The organism is Roseovarius indicus (assembly GCF_008728195.1).
In the GTDB taxonomy this organism is placed as follows: Bacteria; Pseudomonadota; Alphaproteobacteria; order Rhodobacterales; family Rhodobacteraceae; genus Roseovarius; species Roseovarius indicus.
Window position 1 is genome coordinate 4,495,175 of sequence record NZ_CP031598.1, and the last position, 16,327, is coordinate 4,511,501.

The 16,327-nt window shown below is 67.3% G+C and carries 13 protein-coding genes; 11 read left to right on the forward strand and 2 right to left on the reverse strand.

Features of this window, described 5'->3' with window-relative positions; all coding sequences use genetic code 11:
• Positions 1 to 352: 352 nt before the first annotated feature.
• The gene (locus RIdsm_RS21620) at positions 353 to 1,636 is read left to right on the forward strand and encodes an NAD(P)/FAD-dependent oxidoreductase (RefSeq protein WP_057821186.1); all 1,284 of its coding nucleotides are present in this window, start codon (positions 353 to 355) and stop codon (positions 1,634 to 1,636) included.
• A gap of 3 nt (positions 1,637 to 1,639) precedes the next feature.
• Here RIdsm_RS21620 and RIdsm_RS21625 read toward each other — a convergent pair whose 3' ends face one another.
• Together RIdsm_RS21625 and RIdsm_RS21630 are read right to left on the reverse strand one after the other, a co-directional pair.
• Entirely contained in the window at positions 1,640 to 2,359 is a 720-nt protein-coding gene (locus RIdsm_RS21625; RefSeq protein WP_057821184.1) for a haloacid dehalogenase type II, read from the reverse strand.
• Between the two features lie 59 nt (positions 2,360 to 2,418).
• Positions 2,419 to 3,300, reverse strand: coding sequence for a LysR family transcriptional regulator (locus RIdsm_RS21630; RefSeq protein ID WP_057821182.1), 882 nt, complete (start codon positions 3,298 to 3,300; stop codon positions 2,419 to 2,421).
• Between the two features lie 101 nt (positions 3,301 to 3,401).
• On the opposite strand from RIdsm_RS21630, the gene RIdsm_RS21635 reads away from it, so the two are divergent.
• The 10 genes from RIdsm_RS21635 to RIdsm_RS21680 all read left to right on the forward strand — a co-directional run bounded on the left by RIdsm_RS21635 (position 3,402) and on the right by RIdsm_RS21680 (position 16,317).
• Positions 3,402 to 4,622 carry a pyridoxal phosphate-dependent aminotransferase gene (locus RIdsm_RS21635; RefSeq protein ID WP_057821180.1) on the forward strand — a complete coding sequence of 407 codons (1,221 nt, stop codon included), beginning with the start codon at positions 3,402 to 3,404 and terminating at the stop codon, positions 4,620 to 4,622.
• A gap of 17 nt (positions 4,623 to 4,639) precedes the next feature.
• Positions 4,640 to 6,829, forward strand: a complete 2,190-nt coding sequence (locus RIdsm_RS21640) for a dehydrogenase E1 component subunit alpha/beta (protein ID WP_057821177.1) — start codon at positions 4,640 to 4,642, stop codon at positions 6,827 to 6,829.
• Positions 6,826 to 7,869 carry an ACP S-malonyltransferase gene (locus RIdsm_RS21645; protein ID WP_057821176.1) on the forward strand — a complete coding sequence of 348 codons (1,044 nt, stop codon included), beginning with the start codon at positions 6,826 to 6,828 and terminating at the stop codon, positions 7,867 to 7,869. Before RIdsm_RS21640 ends, RIdsm_RS21645 begins: the two co-directional genes overlap by 4 nt.
• On the forward strand, positions 7,866 to 9,362 hold the full coding sequence (gene amaB / locus RIdsm_RS21650) for an L-piperidine-6-carboxylate dehydrogenase (protein WP_057821173.1): 1,497 nt from the start codon (positions 7,866 to 7,868) through the stop codon (positions 9,360 to 9,362). Before RIdsm_RS21645 ends, amaB begins: the two co-directional genes overlap by 4 nt.
• A 394-nt stretch (positions 9,363 to 9,756) precedes the next feature.
• Positions 9,757 to 10,002 (forward strand): type II toxin-antitoxin system CcdA family antitoxin, encoded by a 246-nt coding sequence (locus tag RIdsm_RS21655; protein ID WP_057821171.1) that lies wholly within the window; start codon positions 9,757 to 9,759, stop codon positions 10,000 to 10,002.
• An 11-nt stretch (positions 10,003 to 10,013) separates the two neighbouring features.
• On the forward strand, positions 10,014 to 10,313 hold the full coding sequence (locus RIdsm_RS21660; RefSeq protein ID WP_057821169.1) for a CcdB family protein: 300 nt from the start codon (positions 10,014 to 10,016) through the stop codon (positions 10,311 to 10,313).
• A 128-nt stretch (positions 10,314 to 10,441) separates the two neighbouring features.
• Positions 10,442 to 12,850 carry a GcvT family protein gene (locus RIdsm_RS21665; RefSeq protein WP_057821167.1) on the forward strand — a complete coding sequence of 803 codons (2,409 nt, stop codon included), beginning with the start codon at positions 10,442 to 10,444 and terminating at the stop codon, positions 12,848 to 12,850.
• Positions 12,851 to 14,395, forward strand: a complete 1,545-nt coding sequence (locus RIdsm_RS21670; protein WP_057821165.1) for a trimethylamine methyltransferase family protein — start codon at positions 12,851 to 12,853, stop codon at positions 14,393 to 14,395.
• The gene (locus RIdsm_RS21675) at positions 14,396 to 15,070 is read left to right on the forward strand and encodes a TetR/AcrR family transcriptional regulator (protein WP_057821163.1); all 675 of its coding nucleotides are present in this window, start codon (positions 14,396 to 14,398) and stop codon (positions 15,068 to 15,070) included. It abuts the gene before it with no gap.
• On the forward strand, positions 15,067 to 16,317 hold the full coding sequence (locus RIdsm_RS21680) for a sarcosine oxidase subunit beta family protein (protein WP_057821161.1): 1,251 nt from the start codon (positions 15,067 to 15,069) through the stop codon (positions 16,315 to 16,317). Before RIdsm_RS21675 ends, RIdsm_RS21680 begins: the two co-directional genes overlap by 4 nt.
• Positions 16,318 to 16,327 lie beyond the last annotated feature (10 nt).

A 16,327-nucleotide genomic window follows, 5' to 3' on the forward strand; every position in this document is an offset into this window, starting at 1 on the left:
CCTGATTTTGTTGTATTTAATATCCTGAGTTGAGCCCCAATTTCGGCCATTTCCCGCCACTCACCCCCTGAAACAGGGTGTCGCACGCGAGGATAATTAACGAAATATGTCCCGATTGTGCATGATGGCCCCAAACCTGCCACATTTCGTTTGCCCGATTCCCGCCCCACCCCAGATCTGCCCCCTCAACCCAAGGCCGACACCCCGCGTGCCAGGCTCTCGCATCACGCGAGCCCCGCCCGGTTTTGTCTCATATCCGAATAACTGGCCATTCCGTCGCACGCCCCTTGCAGACGGTGGCGAATGACCACTAGAACCCGGGGGCATCCTCCTTTCGACGAAGGGATCCACCTTGACCTCGAACACCAAGACAAACCTGTGGCGGTCCAGCGCCGGGGAAACCGTGTCGGGCCCCCGCTTCGACAGCGATGGCGAGGCAGACCTCGCGATCATCGGCGGCGGGTTCACCGGCTGCGCCGCCGCGCTCGACGCGGCACGGCGCGGCGCCTCGGTGGCGGTGTTCGAGGCCGACACGGTCGGCCATGGCGGTTCGGGCCGCAATGTCGGGCTGGTCAATGCCGGCCTCTGGTCTCCGCCCGACGACATCATCGCCCATGCCGGCGAAGCCGACGGCATGCGCCTGATGACCGCCCTCGCCGCAGGGCCGGCCACCGTCTTCGACATCATCGACCGCGAGGGCATCGACTGCGAAGCCACCCGCGCCGGCACCCTCCACCTCGCCCATGCCCCCTCCGGCCTCGACGACCTGCGCGATCGCTTCCGGCAGGGCAACCGCCTCGGCGCGCCGATCCAGCTGCTCGATGCGGAGGAAACCGCCCGCCGCACCGGTACCGCCCGCTTCCACGGCGCCCTGTGGGATCCGCGCGCCGGCACCATCCAGCCCCTCGCCTATTGCCGCGGCCTCGCCCGCGCCGCCATCGAAGCCGGCGCCCGCGTGCACGAGAACACCCCCGTCACCCGCATCAGCCGCGACAGCGACACCTGGGTGATCGAGGCGGGCGGCCACACGCTCCGCGCCCGGCACCTGCTGCTGGCCACCAACGCCTATCACCGCGACATCAAGGGCGCCGGGGCACCGGGCTACGTGCCCGTCTGCTACAGCCAGTTCGCCACCGCCCCCCTGCCCGAAAACCTGCGCGAAAAGATCCTGCCGGGCGGCGAGGGCTGCTGGGACACGGCGCTCGTCATGTCCTCCTTCCGGATGGACAAGGCCGGCCGCATGATCGTCGGCGGCATCGGCGACGCCACCGGCCCCGCCAGCCCGATCCACGCCGCCTGGGCCCGCCGCAAGCTGCGCGAGGTCTTCCCCGACCTCGCCGACCAGCCCTTCGAACATGCCTGGAGCGGCCGCATCGCCATGACCAGCGATCACCTTCCCAAGGTCGTCTCCTTCGGGCCCAACGCGCTGGCGGTCTTCGGCTATTCCGGCCGCGGCATCGCGCCCGGCACGGTCTTCGGCACCGCCGCCGCCAAGGCGCTGCTCACCGACGACCCATCGCACCTGCCCCTGCCGGTCATCTCCGGCCATGCCGAACGCTTCACCACGATCCGGCAGGCCTATTACGAAACCGGCGCGGCGCTCACGCACCTCACCAAGCCGCTGCCCTTCAGCTAGGCCTCAGCCCAGCTCGGCCTTATGGGCGCGCACCATGTCGGCCATGCTGTTGAACCGGAAACCATAGCTCGGCATCTCGCCCGGGTTCATCGTCGCGCCGAACCCTTCCTTGTCGTGCCGCCGGTAGATCCAGCAATTCGCCAGCCCGTACTTGTTCGCCGACTGGTGGTCGTGGAACATGCTCTCCGCCGTATGAAGGATATCGCCCTTGCCGTATCCCTGCCGCGCCAGCGTCTCGAGCATATAGTCGAAATTCCGGTCGGCGGGCTTGTAGCTCCCCACATCCTCGGCCGTGTACACCCCGTCGAAATGCACCCCCAGCCGCGCGTTCGAGCCCGAAAAGCTCAGGTTGTCGGTGTTGGTCAGCACCACCAGCTTGTAATGCTGCTTGAGGTAAGCCAGTGCCTCCCGGCTATCGTCAAACGCCGGCCAATGCCGGACCGAGGTGCCGTAAGCCGCGCATTCCTCCCAGGTCACCTCGACACCCCACTCCTCGGCCAGCCGCCGATAGACCACCGCCAGCAGGTCGTAATACTTCTTCGACGGCGTCCACCGCTGCGTGGTCGACTCGTAATAGGCATGCGCTTCCAAAATATCGTCGCGCGACAAATGCCGGCTCACCTTGTCGGTCAAGGGCTTCAACCCCGTGACCATCCCGCTTTCCCAGTCGATCAGCGTGCCATAGACATCAAAGGTCAAAACCTTGAAATCGCTCAGCTTCATGTCCTATCCCCTTCATTCCCTCGCGCCATGCATCCGCCAAATCGCCCCAAAGCGCAACCTCACAAGATCCCGCGCAGCCAGCCGGTGAACTTCTCCAGCGGCGGCCGCACCGCCGCCTCCGACGGCCAGACAAGGTAATACTGCCCCTCCACAAGGCTCGCCTCGCCATAAGGCACCACCAGCGTCTGCCGCTCCAGCTCCACCTCCGCCAGGTAATCCGGCAACAGCGCCACCCCCATCTCGTGCACCGCCGCCTGCGTCATCGTCGCGAACTGGTCGACCAGCATCCCCGTCACGCTGCCCCCCTCGACGCCATGCGCGGCGAACCACTGCTCCCACGCCCCCGGCCGTGTCTCCAGCTGCAACAACGGCAACCCCAGCAAATCCTCCGCGCTCCCCAGCGGCTCCGGCGCCAACCGGGGCGAACACACCGGCACCACCCGCTCCTCGCGAATGGGCAGGTACTCCACATCCTGCCAGTCCCGCCCCCCGAAATGGATCGCCGCGTCGAAACTCTCCTGCCCGAAATCGAACGGCGCCAGCCGCGTCGACAGGTTCACCGTCACCTCCGGATGCGCCCTTGCGAAATCCTGCAGTTTCGGCGCCAGCCAATGCATCCCGAAGGCCGGCAAGATCGCCAGGTTCAGCCCGCCCCCCGTCGGGTTCGCCTTCAGCTCCAGCGACGCATGCGCCAGGTCCCGCAGGTATTTCCGCACCTTTCGGCAATAATCCTCCGCCGCCGGCGTCAGCTGCAACCGCGTCCCCCGCCGCTGCACGATCGTCGTGCCAAGCTGCCCCTCCAGCACCTTCAACTGCCGGCTCACCGCACTATGGGTCAGCGACAACTCCTCCGCCGCCGCGCTGGCACTCCCCAGCCGGTCCACCGCCTCCAAGGCCAGAAGCGAACTGATCGAGGGCAGAAAGCGGCGCGGCGTCAGCATTGTGAGTTTTGCTCCAGGTTATGTCAGCTAGTTTCGCTTTTCCTTTCCCAAGATTCCACCCAAATTGCGCGCAAACGCGTCAAACAGGGCCCCACACCACCATGACGAAAGCGAACAGTTCCGCCGCCCACCGCCCGGCCACCCGCCTCTCGGGCATCGCCCTGTCCGAAATCGTGCAAATCTCCGAACGCGCCCGCCAGATGCGCGCCGAGGGCCGCGACGTCATCGCCCTCAGCACCGGCGAGCCCGATTTCCCCACCCCGCCCGAGGTCATCGAGGCCGCCCACCAGGCGGCCCTCGCCGGCCAGACCCGCTACACCCCCACCGCCGGCACGCCCGACCTGCGCGCCGAGGTCGCCCGCCAGGCCGGCGCCGAGCCCGCCAACGTCATCATCTCCACCGGCGCCAAGCAGGTGCTGGCGAACACCATGCTCGCCACCCTCAACCCCGGCGACGAAGTCATCATGCCCGCCCCCTTCTGGACGAGCTATGCCGACATCGTGCGCATGGCCGGCGGCACGCCCGTCGTCCTGCCCTGCCCGCTCTCGCAGAACTTCAAACTCACGCCGGAACAACTGGGCGACGCCATCACGCCCCAAACCCGCTGGCTGATGCTCAACTCGCCCTCCAACCCCTCCGGCGCCATCTACTCGGCCGAGGAATACGCCCAACTGGCAGACATCCTCGACGCCCACCCCCATGTCTGGGTCGTCGCCGACGAGATCTACGAGCACCTCAGCTACACCCCCTTCACCAGCTTCGCCGACGCCGCGCCGCATCTCCGCGACCGCACCATCATCGTCAACGGCGTCTCGAAAGCCTGGTCCATGACCGGCTGGCGCATCGGCTGGGGCATCGGCCCGGCCGAGCTGATCCGCGACATGACCTCCGTGCAGGGGCAAATCACCTCCGGCGCCTCCTCCGTCTCACAGGCCGCCGCCCTCGCCGCCCTGCAATCCGACCGCCAGATCCTCGAAGACCGCCGCGCCACCTTCCTCGCCCGCCGCGACGCCACCATCGACGGCCTCAACGCCATCCCCGGCCTCACCTGCCCGGCCCCCGACGGCGCCTTCTACGCCTTCCCCGATTGCTCCGAACTCATCGAAGGCAGGTTCGACAACGACGCCGCCCTCTGCCAATGGCTGCTCGAGGAAACCGGCGTCGCCCTCGTCCCCGGCCGCGCCTTCGGCATGCCGGGCCACGTGCGCCTCTCCTTCGCCTACGCCGAATCCCAGATCCGCGAGGCGCTCACCCGCATGGAAACCGCCATCGACCGGTTGACGTCCGCCCCCTCCGCGGCCTTCGCTGACCACACCGGATAAACCGCAAGAGGCCCCCGATGGACAGAGCCCAGATCGTACATGACAACTTCCTCCGCCGCGTGGCCGCAGGCGACCTCCCCGCAGGCGCCCCCCCGGCCGACGGCCTGAGCCCCACCGAGGCCGTCTCCCTCTTCCGCTCGCAATGCCTCTCCCGCGCCCTCGACCGCCACAGCCGCGCGATGCAGAAGGCCGGCCAGGGCTACTACACCATTGGCTCCTCGGGCCACGAAGGCATGGCCGCCATCGCCGCCGCCACGCGCCCCACCGATCCGGCCTTCCTCCACTACCGCGACGCCGCCTTCCAGATCGCCCGCGCCGCCCAGGTTCCCGGCCAGACCACCACCTGGGACATGCTCCTCTCCTTCGCCTGCTCCGCCGAAGACCCGATTTCCGGCGGCCGCCACAAGGTGCTGGGCTCCAAGGCCCTCAACATCCCCCCGCAAACCTCCACCATCGCCAGCCACCTGCCCAAGGCCGTCGGCGCCGCCTACGCCATCGGCCTCGCCAAACGCCGCCCGCCCGAACACCGCCAGTATGCCGAGGACGCCATCGCCATCTGCTCTTTCGGCGACGCGTCGGCCAACCACTCCACCGCGCAGGGCGCCTTCAACACCGCGGGCTGGACCGCCTACCAGTCCATCCCCTTGCCCCTCCTCTTCGTCTGCGAAGACAACGGCATCGGCATCTCGGTCAAAACCCCCAAAGGCTGGATCGCCGCCAACTTCGCCCACCGCCCGGGCCTCAAGTATTTCCCCTGCGACGGTCTCGACATTTTCGACACCTACCGCGCGGCCCAGGAAGCGGCCCATTATGTCCGCACCCGCCGCAAACCCGCCTTCCTGCATGTCCGCACCGTCCGCCTCTACGGCCACGCCGGCGCCGACATGCCCACCACCTACATGCCGAAAGCCGAGGTCGAGGCCGAGGAGGCGAACGACCCCCTCCTCCACTCCGTCCGCCTGCTCTCCCAATCCGGCGCGCTGGAGCCGCAACAAGCGCTCGACATCTACAACGACACCTGCACCCGCGTGGAACGCGTGGCGGAAGAGGCCGTCACTCGCCCGCGCCTCAAAACCGCCTCCGACGTCATGGCCAGCCTCATCCCCCCGGCGCGCCCCTGCCAACCCACCAACGGCCCCGACGCCGCCACCCGCGAAGCCGCCCTCGGCCCTGACCTCAAGGCACAGTCCGAGCCGCAGATCATGTCCCGCCTCATCAACTGGGCGCTCACCGACCTGATGCTCGAACACGGCGAAATCGTCATGATGGGCGAGGATGTGGGCCGCAAGGGCGGCGTCTATGGCGTCACGCAAAAGCTCATCACCCGCTTCGGCCCCGACCGCGTGATCGACAGCCTGCTCGACGAGCAATCCATCCTCGGCCTCGCCATCGGCATGGCCCAGAACGGCTTCACCCCGATCCCGGAAATCCAGTTCCTCGCCTACCTCCACAACGCCGAGGACCAGATCAGGGGCGAGGCCGCCACCCTGCCCTTCTTCTCCAACGGCCAGTTCACCAACCCGATGGTGATCCGCATCGCCGGGCTGGGCTACCAGAAGGGCTTCGGCGGGCATTTCCACAACGACAACTCCGTCGCCGTCATCCGCGACATCCCCGGCGTCATCCTCGCCTGCCCCTCCAACGGCGCCGATGCCGCGAAGATGCTCCGCGAATGCGTCCGCCTCGCCCGCGAGGAACAGCGCGTGGTCGTCTTCCTCGAACCCATCGCCCTCTACCCCATGCGCGACCTGCATGACGAGAAGGATGGCGGCTGGATGACCACCTATCCCGAGCGTGGCGAAACGCTGCCTCTCGGCTCCGTCGGTCAACATGGCGAGGGCACCGACGTCGCCATCGTCAGCTTCGCCAACGGCCACTACCTCTCCCGACAGGCCGCCAAGCGCCTCGAAGAAGACGGCATCACTACCCGCACCATCGACCTCCGCTGGCTTTCCCCCCTGCCGGAAGAGGCGCTGCTCGACGTCATCAAAGGCGCCAAACGCGTCCTCATCGTGGACGAAACCCGCCGCACCGGCGGCATCGCCGAGGCGCTGATGGCCCTGATCTCGGAAAAAACCGACCTCCCCCACGCCCGCCTGACGGCCGAAGACAGCTTCATCGCCACCGGCCCCGCCTACGCCGCCACCATGCCCTCGGCCGACAGCATCGTGGAAGCCGCCACGAACCTTGTGAGGGCCAAGTCATGAAAACAGCCGTCATCATCTGCCCCGGCCGCGGCACCTACAACAAACCCGAACTCGGCTACCTCTCCCGCCACTTCCCAGACGCCGGCCTCCTCGCCAAATTCGACGCCATCCGCGAGAACGCCGACCAAAAGCCGCTGACAGCCCTCGACGGCGCCGCCCGTTTCTCGCCCTCCGAGTTCACCCGCGGCGATAACGCCGCCGGCCTGATCTACGCCGCCACGCTGGGCGACTTCTTGTCGATCAACCCCGAAGAAATCCGCCCCGTCGCCGTCACCGGCAACTCCATGGGCTGGTACTCCGCGCTCGCCTGCGGCGGCGCCACCACGCCCGAGAACGGCTTCCAGATCGCCAACACCATGGGCACCCTCATGCACGAGGCCCTGATCGGCGGCCAGCTCGTCTATCCCTTCCTCGGCGACGACTGGCACCCCGACCCCGCCCGCAAAGCCGAGCTTCTCCAACAGGTCGCCGACATAAACACCCGCGACGACCACACACTCGCCCTCTCCATCGACTTGGGCGGCATGCTCGTCCTCGCCGGCGACACCAACGGCCTGAAAGCCTTCGAACAAGCCGTCCCGAAAATCGACGACCGCTTCCCGATGCGCCTCAAGGGCCACGCCGCCTTCCACACCCATCTGCAACGCCCCGTCGCCGAAAAGGGCCGCGCCGCCCTGCCGCACTCCCTCTTCACCCAACCCGGCCTCCCCCTCATCGACGGCCGCGGCGCCATCTGGTGGCCCGGCGCCACCGACACCACGGCCCTCCACGACTACACGCTCGGCCACCAGGTCACCGAGACCTACGACTTCACCCGCGCCATCACCGTTGCCGCGAGAGAATTCGCCCCCGACCTCTTCATCGTCACCGGCCCCGGCACCACCTTGGGCGGAGCAGTGGCGCAATCGCTGGTCCTCGCCAACTGGCGCGGGATCGGCAGCAAACAGGACTTCACCAAACACCAGAACGCCACGCCCCTTCTGGCCGGCATGGGCCATGCCGACCAGCGCGCGTGGGTCACGAAAGGAGACGCCAAATGAACCACCACGACGCCCTCACCGCCGCCGGCCTCACCGACGCCGAAATCACCGGCGGCACCCTCTCCGTCCGCTCCCCCATCGACGGGGCCGAGGTGGCGAAGATCCACGAAACCCCGGCCGACAAGATGCCCGAGGTGATCGAGCGCGCCCAAAAGGCGTTCAAGCAATGGCGCACCGTCCCCGCCCCGCAACGCGGCGAGCTTGTCCGCCTCCTCGGCGAAGAGCTTCGCAACGCCAAGGAAGAACTCGGCGCCATCGTCACGCTCGAGGCCGGCAAGATCACCTCCGAAGGCCTCGGCGAAGTGCAGGAGATGATCGACATCTGCGATTTCGCCGTCGGCCTCTCGCGCCAGCTCTACGGCCTCACCATCGCGTCGGAACGCCCCGGCCACCGCATGTCGGAAACCTGGCACCCGATGGGCCCCTGCGGCGTCATCACCGCCTTCAACTTCCCCGTCGCACCATGGTCCTGGAACGCGGCCCTCGCCCTTGTCTGCGGCGACCCGGTAATCTGGAAGCCCTCCGAGAAGACGCCGCTCACAGCCCTCGTCACCCAGCGCATCTTCGACCGCGCACTTGCCCGCTTCGGCGCCGACGCCCCGGCCGACCTGCTGCAAGTCGTCATCGGCGGCGCCGACATCGGCGAAGCCCTCGTCAACAGCCGCGACGTGCCCGTCCTCTCGGCCACCGGCTCCACCCGCATGGGCGCCATCGTCGGGCCCAAGGTGCAGGCCCGCTTCGGCCGCCCGATCATGGAGCTCGGCGGCAACAACGCCATGATCGTCGCCCCCTCCGCCGATCTCGACATGGCCGTCCGCGCCATCGTCTTCTCGGCCGTCGGCACCGCCGGCCAGCGCTGCACCTCGCTCCGCCGCCTGATCGTGCACCACTCCATCCGCGAGGAGCTGACCGAGAAGCTGAAACAGGCCTACGCCTCCCTCACCATCGGCGACCCGCGCACCGAGGGCACCCTTGTCGGCCCGCTGATCGACGAGACCGCCCGCAAGGAAATGGCCTCCGCCCTCAAATCGGCCGAGGCCGAGGGCGGCACCGTCCATGGCGGCGGCGATGCCAAGGGCGTCGAGGGCGGCGTCTACGTCTCCCCGGCTCTGGTCGAAATGCCCCGCCAGACCGAAACCGTGCAGACCGAGACCTTCGCCCCGATCCTCTACGTCATGGGCTACGACACCCTCGAAGAGGCCATCGAGCTGCAGAACGACGTCCCCCAGGGCCTCTCCTCCTGCATCTTCACCCTGAACGTGCGCGAGGCGGAAACCTTCCTCTCGGCCGTGGGCTCCGACTGCGGCATCGCCAACGTCAATATCGGCCCCTCCGGCGCCGAGATCGGCGGCGCGTTCGGCGGCGAGAAGGAAACCGGCGGCGGCCGCGAAAGCGGCTCGGACGCCTGGAAAGGCTACATGCGCCGCCAGACCTCGACGGTGAACTACTCGTCCGAATTGCCGCTGGCGCAGGGCGTGAAGTTCGACATCTGAGGGGGTGTGGATGGAACAGTGATCCATCCGTCAGAACCGCCAAACCATCTGATGAACCCCGGCCAAAGGTCGGGGTTCTTCAATTGGGGCCTTTCACGATTCCACCGGCAACCACCAAGCCGGGCAGCGTCCGACCGCGGGTGGGCGCACCAACGCCAGAGTTGGTTGATTTATCGCGCAGCCCACATCCGACGATGGCTCTGCATGGCTCCGTCGCAAAAGCGCCCGCCCGGGGGGCGGTCGGGCGCTGCCCGGCGGCGAGCCCTTGGCTCGCCTTGATTCCGGGCTTTGAGAATCCTCTCCGCACCAGCGCCAGCACCACGCAATTGCATCGCATCATGTGTTGCACTATGTGTAGCACAATACCCTGCAGTGCACACACCCTGAGGACCCTATGCCTTCTCCCCTGAACATCCGCGATATCGGCCAGGATCGGAAAGCCGCCCTCGAAGCCGAAGCCAAGGAAAAGGGCACCTCCATCTCGAACCTCGTCCGCGACTGGATCGACGCGGGCATCGCCAAGGCCCGCGCCGATCGCGAGCGCGCCGCATGGATCGCCTCCGCCCGCCAAGGCATTGCCGACGAAGCCCGCCACCTCGACGAAAACGGTCCCACCCTCGCGCGGTTCAGGAAGCTCTAGCCAGGCACGCGATGACACAGGCAACGATCCATCGCCTGCACGGTGGCGGCGAGCTTGTCTGCCGCATTCAGACCGACCTCGGCATCGAAACGCCCTACATCCTCTGCGCCCCGATCCTCCCGCGCTCGGACTGGGGCGCCTTGGTGCCGAAACTGCACATTCCCTTCCACCTCGACGACAGACCGCACGTCATCCTGATGTCGCAGATGGTCGCCCTACCCGCGGCCCAGATCGGCCCGGCCATCGGCGATGCATCGGCCTGCCGCGACGACATCGTCGCCGCCGTCGACCTTCTGGTCTCCGGTTTTTAGAGAAAGCCATCCCCCAAAAACCTCCCCCTAGACAAACCTGTCCAATCATGCTCTCACCATTGGACAGAACTGTATAGAACCCCTCCGCGAGTCGCTGCACCGCGGCGGAGCAGCACAGGGAGCGTGCCATGAAATCTCACTACCGCGTCGTTGTCATCGGCGGGGGCGTCGTCGGCGCCTCCGTGCTCTACCACCTTGCGAAAGAAGGCTGGTCCGATGTCTGCCTGATCGAACGCTCCGTCCTCACCGCCGGGTCAAGCTGGCACGCCGCCGGCGGCTTCCACGCCCTCAACGCCGACCCCAACATCGCCGGCCTCCAGGCCTACACCATCGACCTCCTCTCCGAGATCGAGAAGGAATCCGGCCAGTCCGTCGGCATGCACATGACCGGCGGCATGACACTGGCGGGCACCCCCGACCGCTGGGAATGGCTGCAATCGGCCTACCGCACCTTCCAGTCGATCGGCATCGAAGACGTGCACCTCATCACCCCGGAAGAAGCCGGCGAGCTCTGCCCGATCATGTCCACCCACGGCATCCTCGGCGGCATGTGGGCCGAGCGCGAGGGCTATATCGACACCACCGGCACCGTCCACGCCTATGCGGGCGCCGCCAAGAAACGCGGCGCGCAGGTGATCGAGCACAACCGCGTCCTCGAACTGAACCAGACCGCCGAGGGCTGGGAGGTCGTCACCGAAAAAGGCACCATCACCTGCGAACACGTGGTCAACGCCGCCGGTCTCTGGGCCAAGCAGGTCGGCCGCATGGCCGGCATCGAACTCCCCGTCTCGCCGCTCAACCACCACTACCTCATCACCGACACCATCCCCGAGATCGCGGCGCTGGACAAGGAAATGCCCCTCGTCGTCGACCTCGAAGGCTTCACCTACATGCGGCAGGATCAGAAGGGCCTGCTCCTTGGCATCTACGAGATCGACCACCAGCACTGGATGATGGACGGCGCCCCGTGGGAATACGGCTTCGAGCTGCAACAGGAAGACCCCGACCGCATCGAGAACGAGCTGACGTTGGGCTTCCAACGCTACCCCGTCCTGCAGGAGGCCGGCATCAAGTCCTGGGTCAACGGCGCCTTCACCTTCTCGCCCGACGGCAACCCCCTCGTCGGGCCCGTCCGCGGCAAGCCCGGCTACTGGTGCGCCTGCGCCGTCATGGCGGGCTTCCTCCAAGGCGGCGGCGTCGGCAAGTCGCTGGCGGAATGGATCGTCCACGGCGAGCCGGAAGCGGATGTCTTCGGCATGGATGTCGCCCGCTACGGCGATTTCGCCGAGAACAAGGAATTCATCCGCCAGACCACGGGCCAGTTCTACACCCGCCGCTTCGTGATGACCTATCCCAACGAACAGCTCCCCGCCGGCCGGCCCCTGAAAATGGCCCCCGCCTATTCCGACATGACAGCCGCCGGCGCCCGCTGGGGCGCAAGCTGGGGGCTGGAACTCCCCCTCTACTTCGCCCCGTCCGAGGATTTCGAGGAAAAACCCACCCTCAAACGCTCCAATGCCTTCCCCCTCGTCGCCGAGGAATGCAAGGCCGTGCGCGAAACCGCCGGCCTCCTCGACATCTCCGGCTTCTCCCGGTTCGAGGTCACGGGCCCCGGCGCCGAGGCGTGGCTCGACCACCTCCTCGCCTCCAAACTCCCCGCCCCGGGCCGCGCCAAACTCGCCCCCATGCTGGCCCCCGATGGCCGCCTCAAGGGTGACCTCACCGTCTTCAACTGGGGCGACGGCACGTGGTGGATCATGGGCTCCTATTACCTGCGCGAATGGCACATGCGCTGGTTCCACGACCACATGGGCGACGGCGTCACCGTCCGCGATATCTCCGACGCCACCGTGGGCTTCGGCGTCTCCGGTCCCAACGCCCGCAAGATTGTCGAGAAACTCACCGACGGGCCCATCGCCGAGCTGCCCTTCATGGGCTGCGGCACCTTCGATATCGGCCTTTACCGCTGCAAGGTCGGCCGCCTCTCCGTCGCCGGGGAACTCGGCTACGAGATCCACTGTTCCGCCGCCGAACATATCGGCCTCCGCCGCATCCTCCTCGAAGCCGGCGCCGATCTCGGCCTCCGCGAAGTGGGCTTCAACGCCCTCCTCAGCCTGCGCCTCGAAAAATCCTTCGGCATCTGGAGCGCCGAATTCACCCAGGGCTACACCCCCGCCCAGACCGGCATGGACCGCTGGATCGCCTGGGACAAACCCGACTTCATCGGCAAGGAAGCGGCCCAGGCCGAGCGCGACAGCGGCGGCCCCTCCACCCACATCGTCACCATCGAAATCGACGCTGCCGACGCCGACGCCTCCGGCTTCGAACCCGTCTGGCAGAACGGCAAACGCGTGGGCTTCGTCACCTCCGGCGGCTACGGCCACACCACCGGCAAATCCCTCGCCATGGCCATGCTCGACCAATCGGCCACAACCGAAGGCACCCAACTCACCGTCCACATCGTCGGCGCCGAACGCCCGGCAAAAGTCATCGCCCCCTCCCCCTACGACCCCTCCGGCAAAGCCATGAGGGCCTAGATGGAACAGGAATCCCGAGGCCGCACCTCCCGCCGTCGCCGTTCACGCGACGGCGGCGACACCCCGCAGCGCCAGACCAACTACCGCCAGCTCCGCAACCCCTTCCCGCAGATGCCCGTCTTCTCCGACGACCAGATCGCCGCGATGCACGACACCGCCCTGCAAATGCTCGAAGAACTCGGCATCAAGGTCCTCCTCCCCGAGGCCCGGAAAATCTTCGCCAATGCCGGCGCCCGCGTCGACGAGAGTACCCAAATGGTCTACCTCGGCCGCGATATCATCGCCGAGGCCCTCTCCACCGCCCCCAGATCCATCACCGCCCGCGCCGCCACGCGCGAGCGGGACCTCCTCCTAGAACTCGGCTCCCTCACCTTCCAATGCGGCGCCGGCGCCCCCCACGCCACCGATCTCGAACGCGGCCGCCGCCCCGGCTCGGGCCGCGACTTCCGCGAATTCGTCCAGATCGTGCAGCATTTCGACGTCCTGCACCTCATGCCCCCAGTGGTCGAACCGCAGGACATCGAAACCAACATCCGCCACTACTTCACGATGGAGGCCCAGCTTACCCTCTCCGACAAGCTGCCCTTCGTCTTCTCCCGCGGCACGCCGCAAGTCACCGAAAGCTTCGAACTCCTGCGCGACTTCCGCGGCCTCACAGACGACGACTTCCAGTCAGACCCCCACTGCTACACCATCATCAACACCAACAGCCCCCGCGTCCTCGACACACCCATGGCCCAGGGCCTCATCGACTTCGCCAAACACCGCCAACTCTCCATCGTCACCCCCTTCACCCTGATGGGCGCCATGGCCCCCATCACCGTCGCCGGCGCCGTCACCCTCTCTCACGCCGAAGCCCTCGCCGCCATCGCGCTCACGCAAATGACCAACCCCGGCGCGCCGGTCATGTACGGCACCTTCACCTCCAACGTCGACATGAAGTCCGGCGCCCCGGCCTTCGGCACGCCCGAACATTTCAAGGCCTCGCTCGCTGCCGGCCAGATGGCCCGCCTCCTCGGCCTGCCCTGGCGCTGCGCCGGCGGCTCGGCGGCCAACGTCAACGACGCGCAGGCCGCCAATGAAAGCCAGTTCGCCCTCTGGGGCTGCCTCATGGCCGGGGCCACCACGATCATCCACGCCGCGGGCTGGCTCGAAGGCGGGCTCACCGTCTCCTACGAAAAGATCATCACCGACATGGAAGTCCTGCAGATGGTGGCCGAGATGTGCGCCCCCACCGCCGCAGGCCCCGACGAAATCGCCCTCGACGCCCACCGCGAAGTCATGCCGTCGGGCCACTTCTTCGGATGCGCCCACACCATGGCCCGCTATCAAACCGAATTCTACCAGCCCCTCGTCGCTGACTGGTCGAACTTCGGCTCCTGGACGGAGAACGGCAGCCGCACCGCCAGCGAACGCGCCACCGATATCTGGAAAAAGATCCTGCGCGACGACGTGCGCCCGCCGCTCGACGAGGCTAAGGTCGAGGCGATGCACCGCGACATCGCCAAACGCACCGCCGCCGGCGGCGCCCCGCCGGAGAGTTGAATGAGCAAGCGAGAGCACCCGATCCTGCACCGCGACGACCCCGCCAAGGAACCGCTCGTCGGCCATATCAAGGTCACCCGTGACGACTGGCTCAACGTCGCCCGCGACGTGCTGGTCAGCGACGGCGTGGCCGAGGTCAAGGTCCTGGCCCTCGGCCAGCGGCTCGACGTCTCCCGCTCCAGCTTCTACTGGTATTTCAAAAGCCGCAAACACCTGCTCGAGGCGCTGCTCGACGACTGGGAAGCCCGCAACACCCGCACCATCGTCGCCCAGTGCGAACTTCCCGCGGATACGATCGGCGAGGCCGTCGGCAACTTCTTCAAATGCTTCCTCAACCCCGACCTCTTCGACCGCGGGCTCGACTTCGCCGTGCGCGAATGGTCCCGCCGCGACGGCGCCGTCCGCCAGCGCATCGACCAGGCCGACCGGGAACGCCTTGCCGCCGTCACCCAGATGTTCGAACGCCACGGCTTCACCCCCTACGAGGCCGACGTCCGCGCCCGCATCCTCTATTACATGCAGCTGGGCTACCACGCCCTCGACGTGCGCGAACCGATGCAGGCCCGCTGCGACCGGCTGGCGGGCTACCTCAAGGGCTTCACCGGGCAGGAGGCCTCCGACGAGGTGCTCGCGACCATGATCGCCTACGCCAAGGAACAGGACGGCAAACAGTGACCCGCTACTCCGCCTTCACCCTCTTCCGCGAAGGTCTGCGCGGCCACAAGGGCTGGTCAAAAGCGTGGCGCTCTCCCGAACCCAAACCCGAATACGACGCCATCGTCATCGGCGGCGGCGGGCATGGGTTGGCCACCGCCTATTACCTCGCGAAGAACCACAAGATCACCAACGTGGCCGTGCTCGAAAAAGGCTGGCTCGGCGGCGGCAACACCGGCCGCAACACCACCGTGATCCGCTCGAACTACTTCTACCCCGAAAGCGCGGCGCTCTACGATTTCGGCGTGAAGCTCTACGAGGGGCTCTCGCGCGACCTCAACTACAACATCATGTTCTCGCAACGCGGCATGATCGTCACCGCCCATTCCGAACACGACATGGAAATGGCCGCCCGCCAGACCAACGCCATGCGCCTCAATGGCGTCGATGCCGAACTGCTCGACCGCGACCAGGTGCTCAAGCGCATCCCGCTGGCCAACACCCGCCCCGACTGCCGCCACCCGATCCACGGCGGCGTTCTCCAGCCCCGCGCCGGCACCGGGCGCCACGACGCGGTCGCCTGGGGCCTCGCCCGTGCCGCCGACGCAAGCGGCGTCGACATCATCCAGAACTGCGAGGTGCAGGGCTTCATCACCGAGGCCGGCCGCTGCGTCGGCGTCGAAACCTCCCGCGGCCCGATCCGCGCGGGCGTGATCGGCGCCGCCACCGCCGGCCACTCCTCCGTCATCGCCCAGATGGCGGGCCTCCAGCTCCCCATCAACAGCTACGCGCTTCAGGCCTTCGTCTCCGAACCCCTCAAACCGGTGATGGACACCGTCTGGCTCGCCCCGCCCTTCGGCACCTATTTCAGCCAGTCCGACAAGGGCGGCCTCGTCATCGGCGGCGGGCTCGACCGCGTCCCCTCCTACGGCCAGCGCGGCAACCTGCCCATGCAGGAAACCGTGCTCGCGGGCCTCGCCGAAATGGTCCCGGCGCTCGCCAAGGTCAAACTCCTGCGCCACTGGGCCGGCATCGTCGACGTCACCCCCGACAGCTCGCCCATCATCGGTCCCTCCGGCCTCGACGGGCTCTACCTCAACTGCGGCTGGGGCACTGGCGGCTTCAAATCCATCCCCGTCGGCGGCTGGCTCCTCGCCCACCTCATGGCCACCGGCCGGCACGACCCCCTCAGCCAGCCCTTCGACCTCACCCGCTTCCCCACGGGCCGCCTCATCGACGAAGGCGCCGCCTCGGGCATCGCGCATTAGGAAGGCCACC

Bases quoted from the DNA above. Each gene is read 5' to 3' on its own strand.
- RIdsm_RS21625 (WP_057821184.1), bottom strand. From the start codon at position 2,359: ATGAAGCTGAGCGATTTCAAGGTTTTGACCTTTGATGTCTATGGCACG.
- RIdsm_RS21630 (WP_057821182.1), bottom strand. From the start codon at position 3,300: ATGCTGACGCCGCGCCGCTTTCTGCCCTCGATCAGTTCGCTTCTGGCC.
- RIdsm_RS21635 (WP_057821180.1), top strand. From the start codon at position 3,402: ATGACGAAAGCGAACAGTTCCGCCGCCCACCGCCCGGCCACCCGCCTC.
- RIdsm_RS21640 (WP_057821177.1), top strand. From the start codon at position 4,640: ATGGACAGAGCCCAGATCGTACATGACAACTTCCTCCGCCGCGTGGCC.
- RIdsm_RS21645 (WP_057821176.1), top strand. From the start codon at position 6,826: ATGAAAACAGCCGTCATCATCTGCCCCGGCCGCGGCACCTACAACAAA.
- amaB (WP_057821173.1), top strand. From the start codon at position 7,866: ATGAACCACCACGACGCCCTCACCGCCGCCGGCCTCACCGACGCCGAA.
- RIdsm_RS21655 (WP_057821171.1), top strand. From the start codon at position 9,757: ATGCCTTCTCCCCTGAACATCCGCGATATCGGCCAGGATCGGAAAGCC.
- RIdsm_RS21660 (WP_057821169.1), top strand. From the start codon at position 10,014: ATGACACAGGCAACGATCCATCGCCTGCACGGTGGCGGCGAGCTTGTC.
- RIdsm_RS21665 (WP_057821167.1), top strand. From the start codon at position 10,442: ATGAAATCTCACTACCGCGTCGTTGTCATCGGCGGGGGCGTCGTCGGC.
- RIdsm_RS21670 (WP_057821165.1), top strand. From the start codon at position 12,851: ATGGAACAGGAATCCCGAGGCCGCACCTCCCGCCGTCGCCGTTCACGC.
- RIdsm_RS21675 (WP_057821163.1), top strand. From the start codon at position 14,396: ATGAGCAAGCGAGAGCACCCGATCCTGCACCGCGACGACCCCGCCAAG.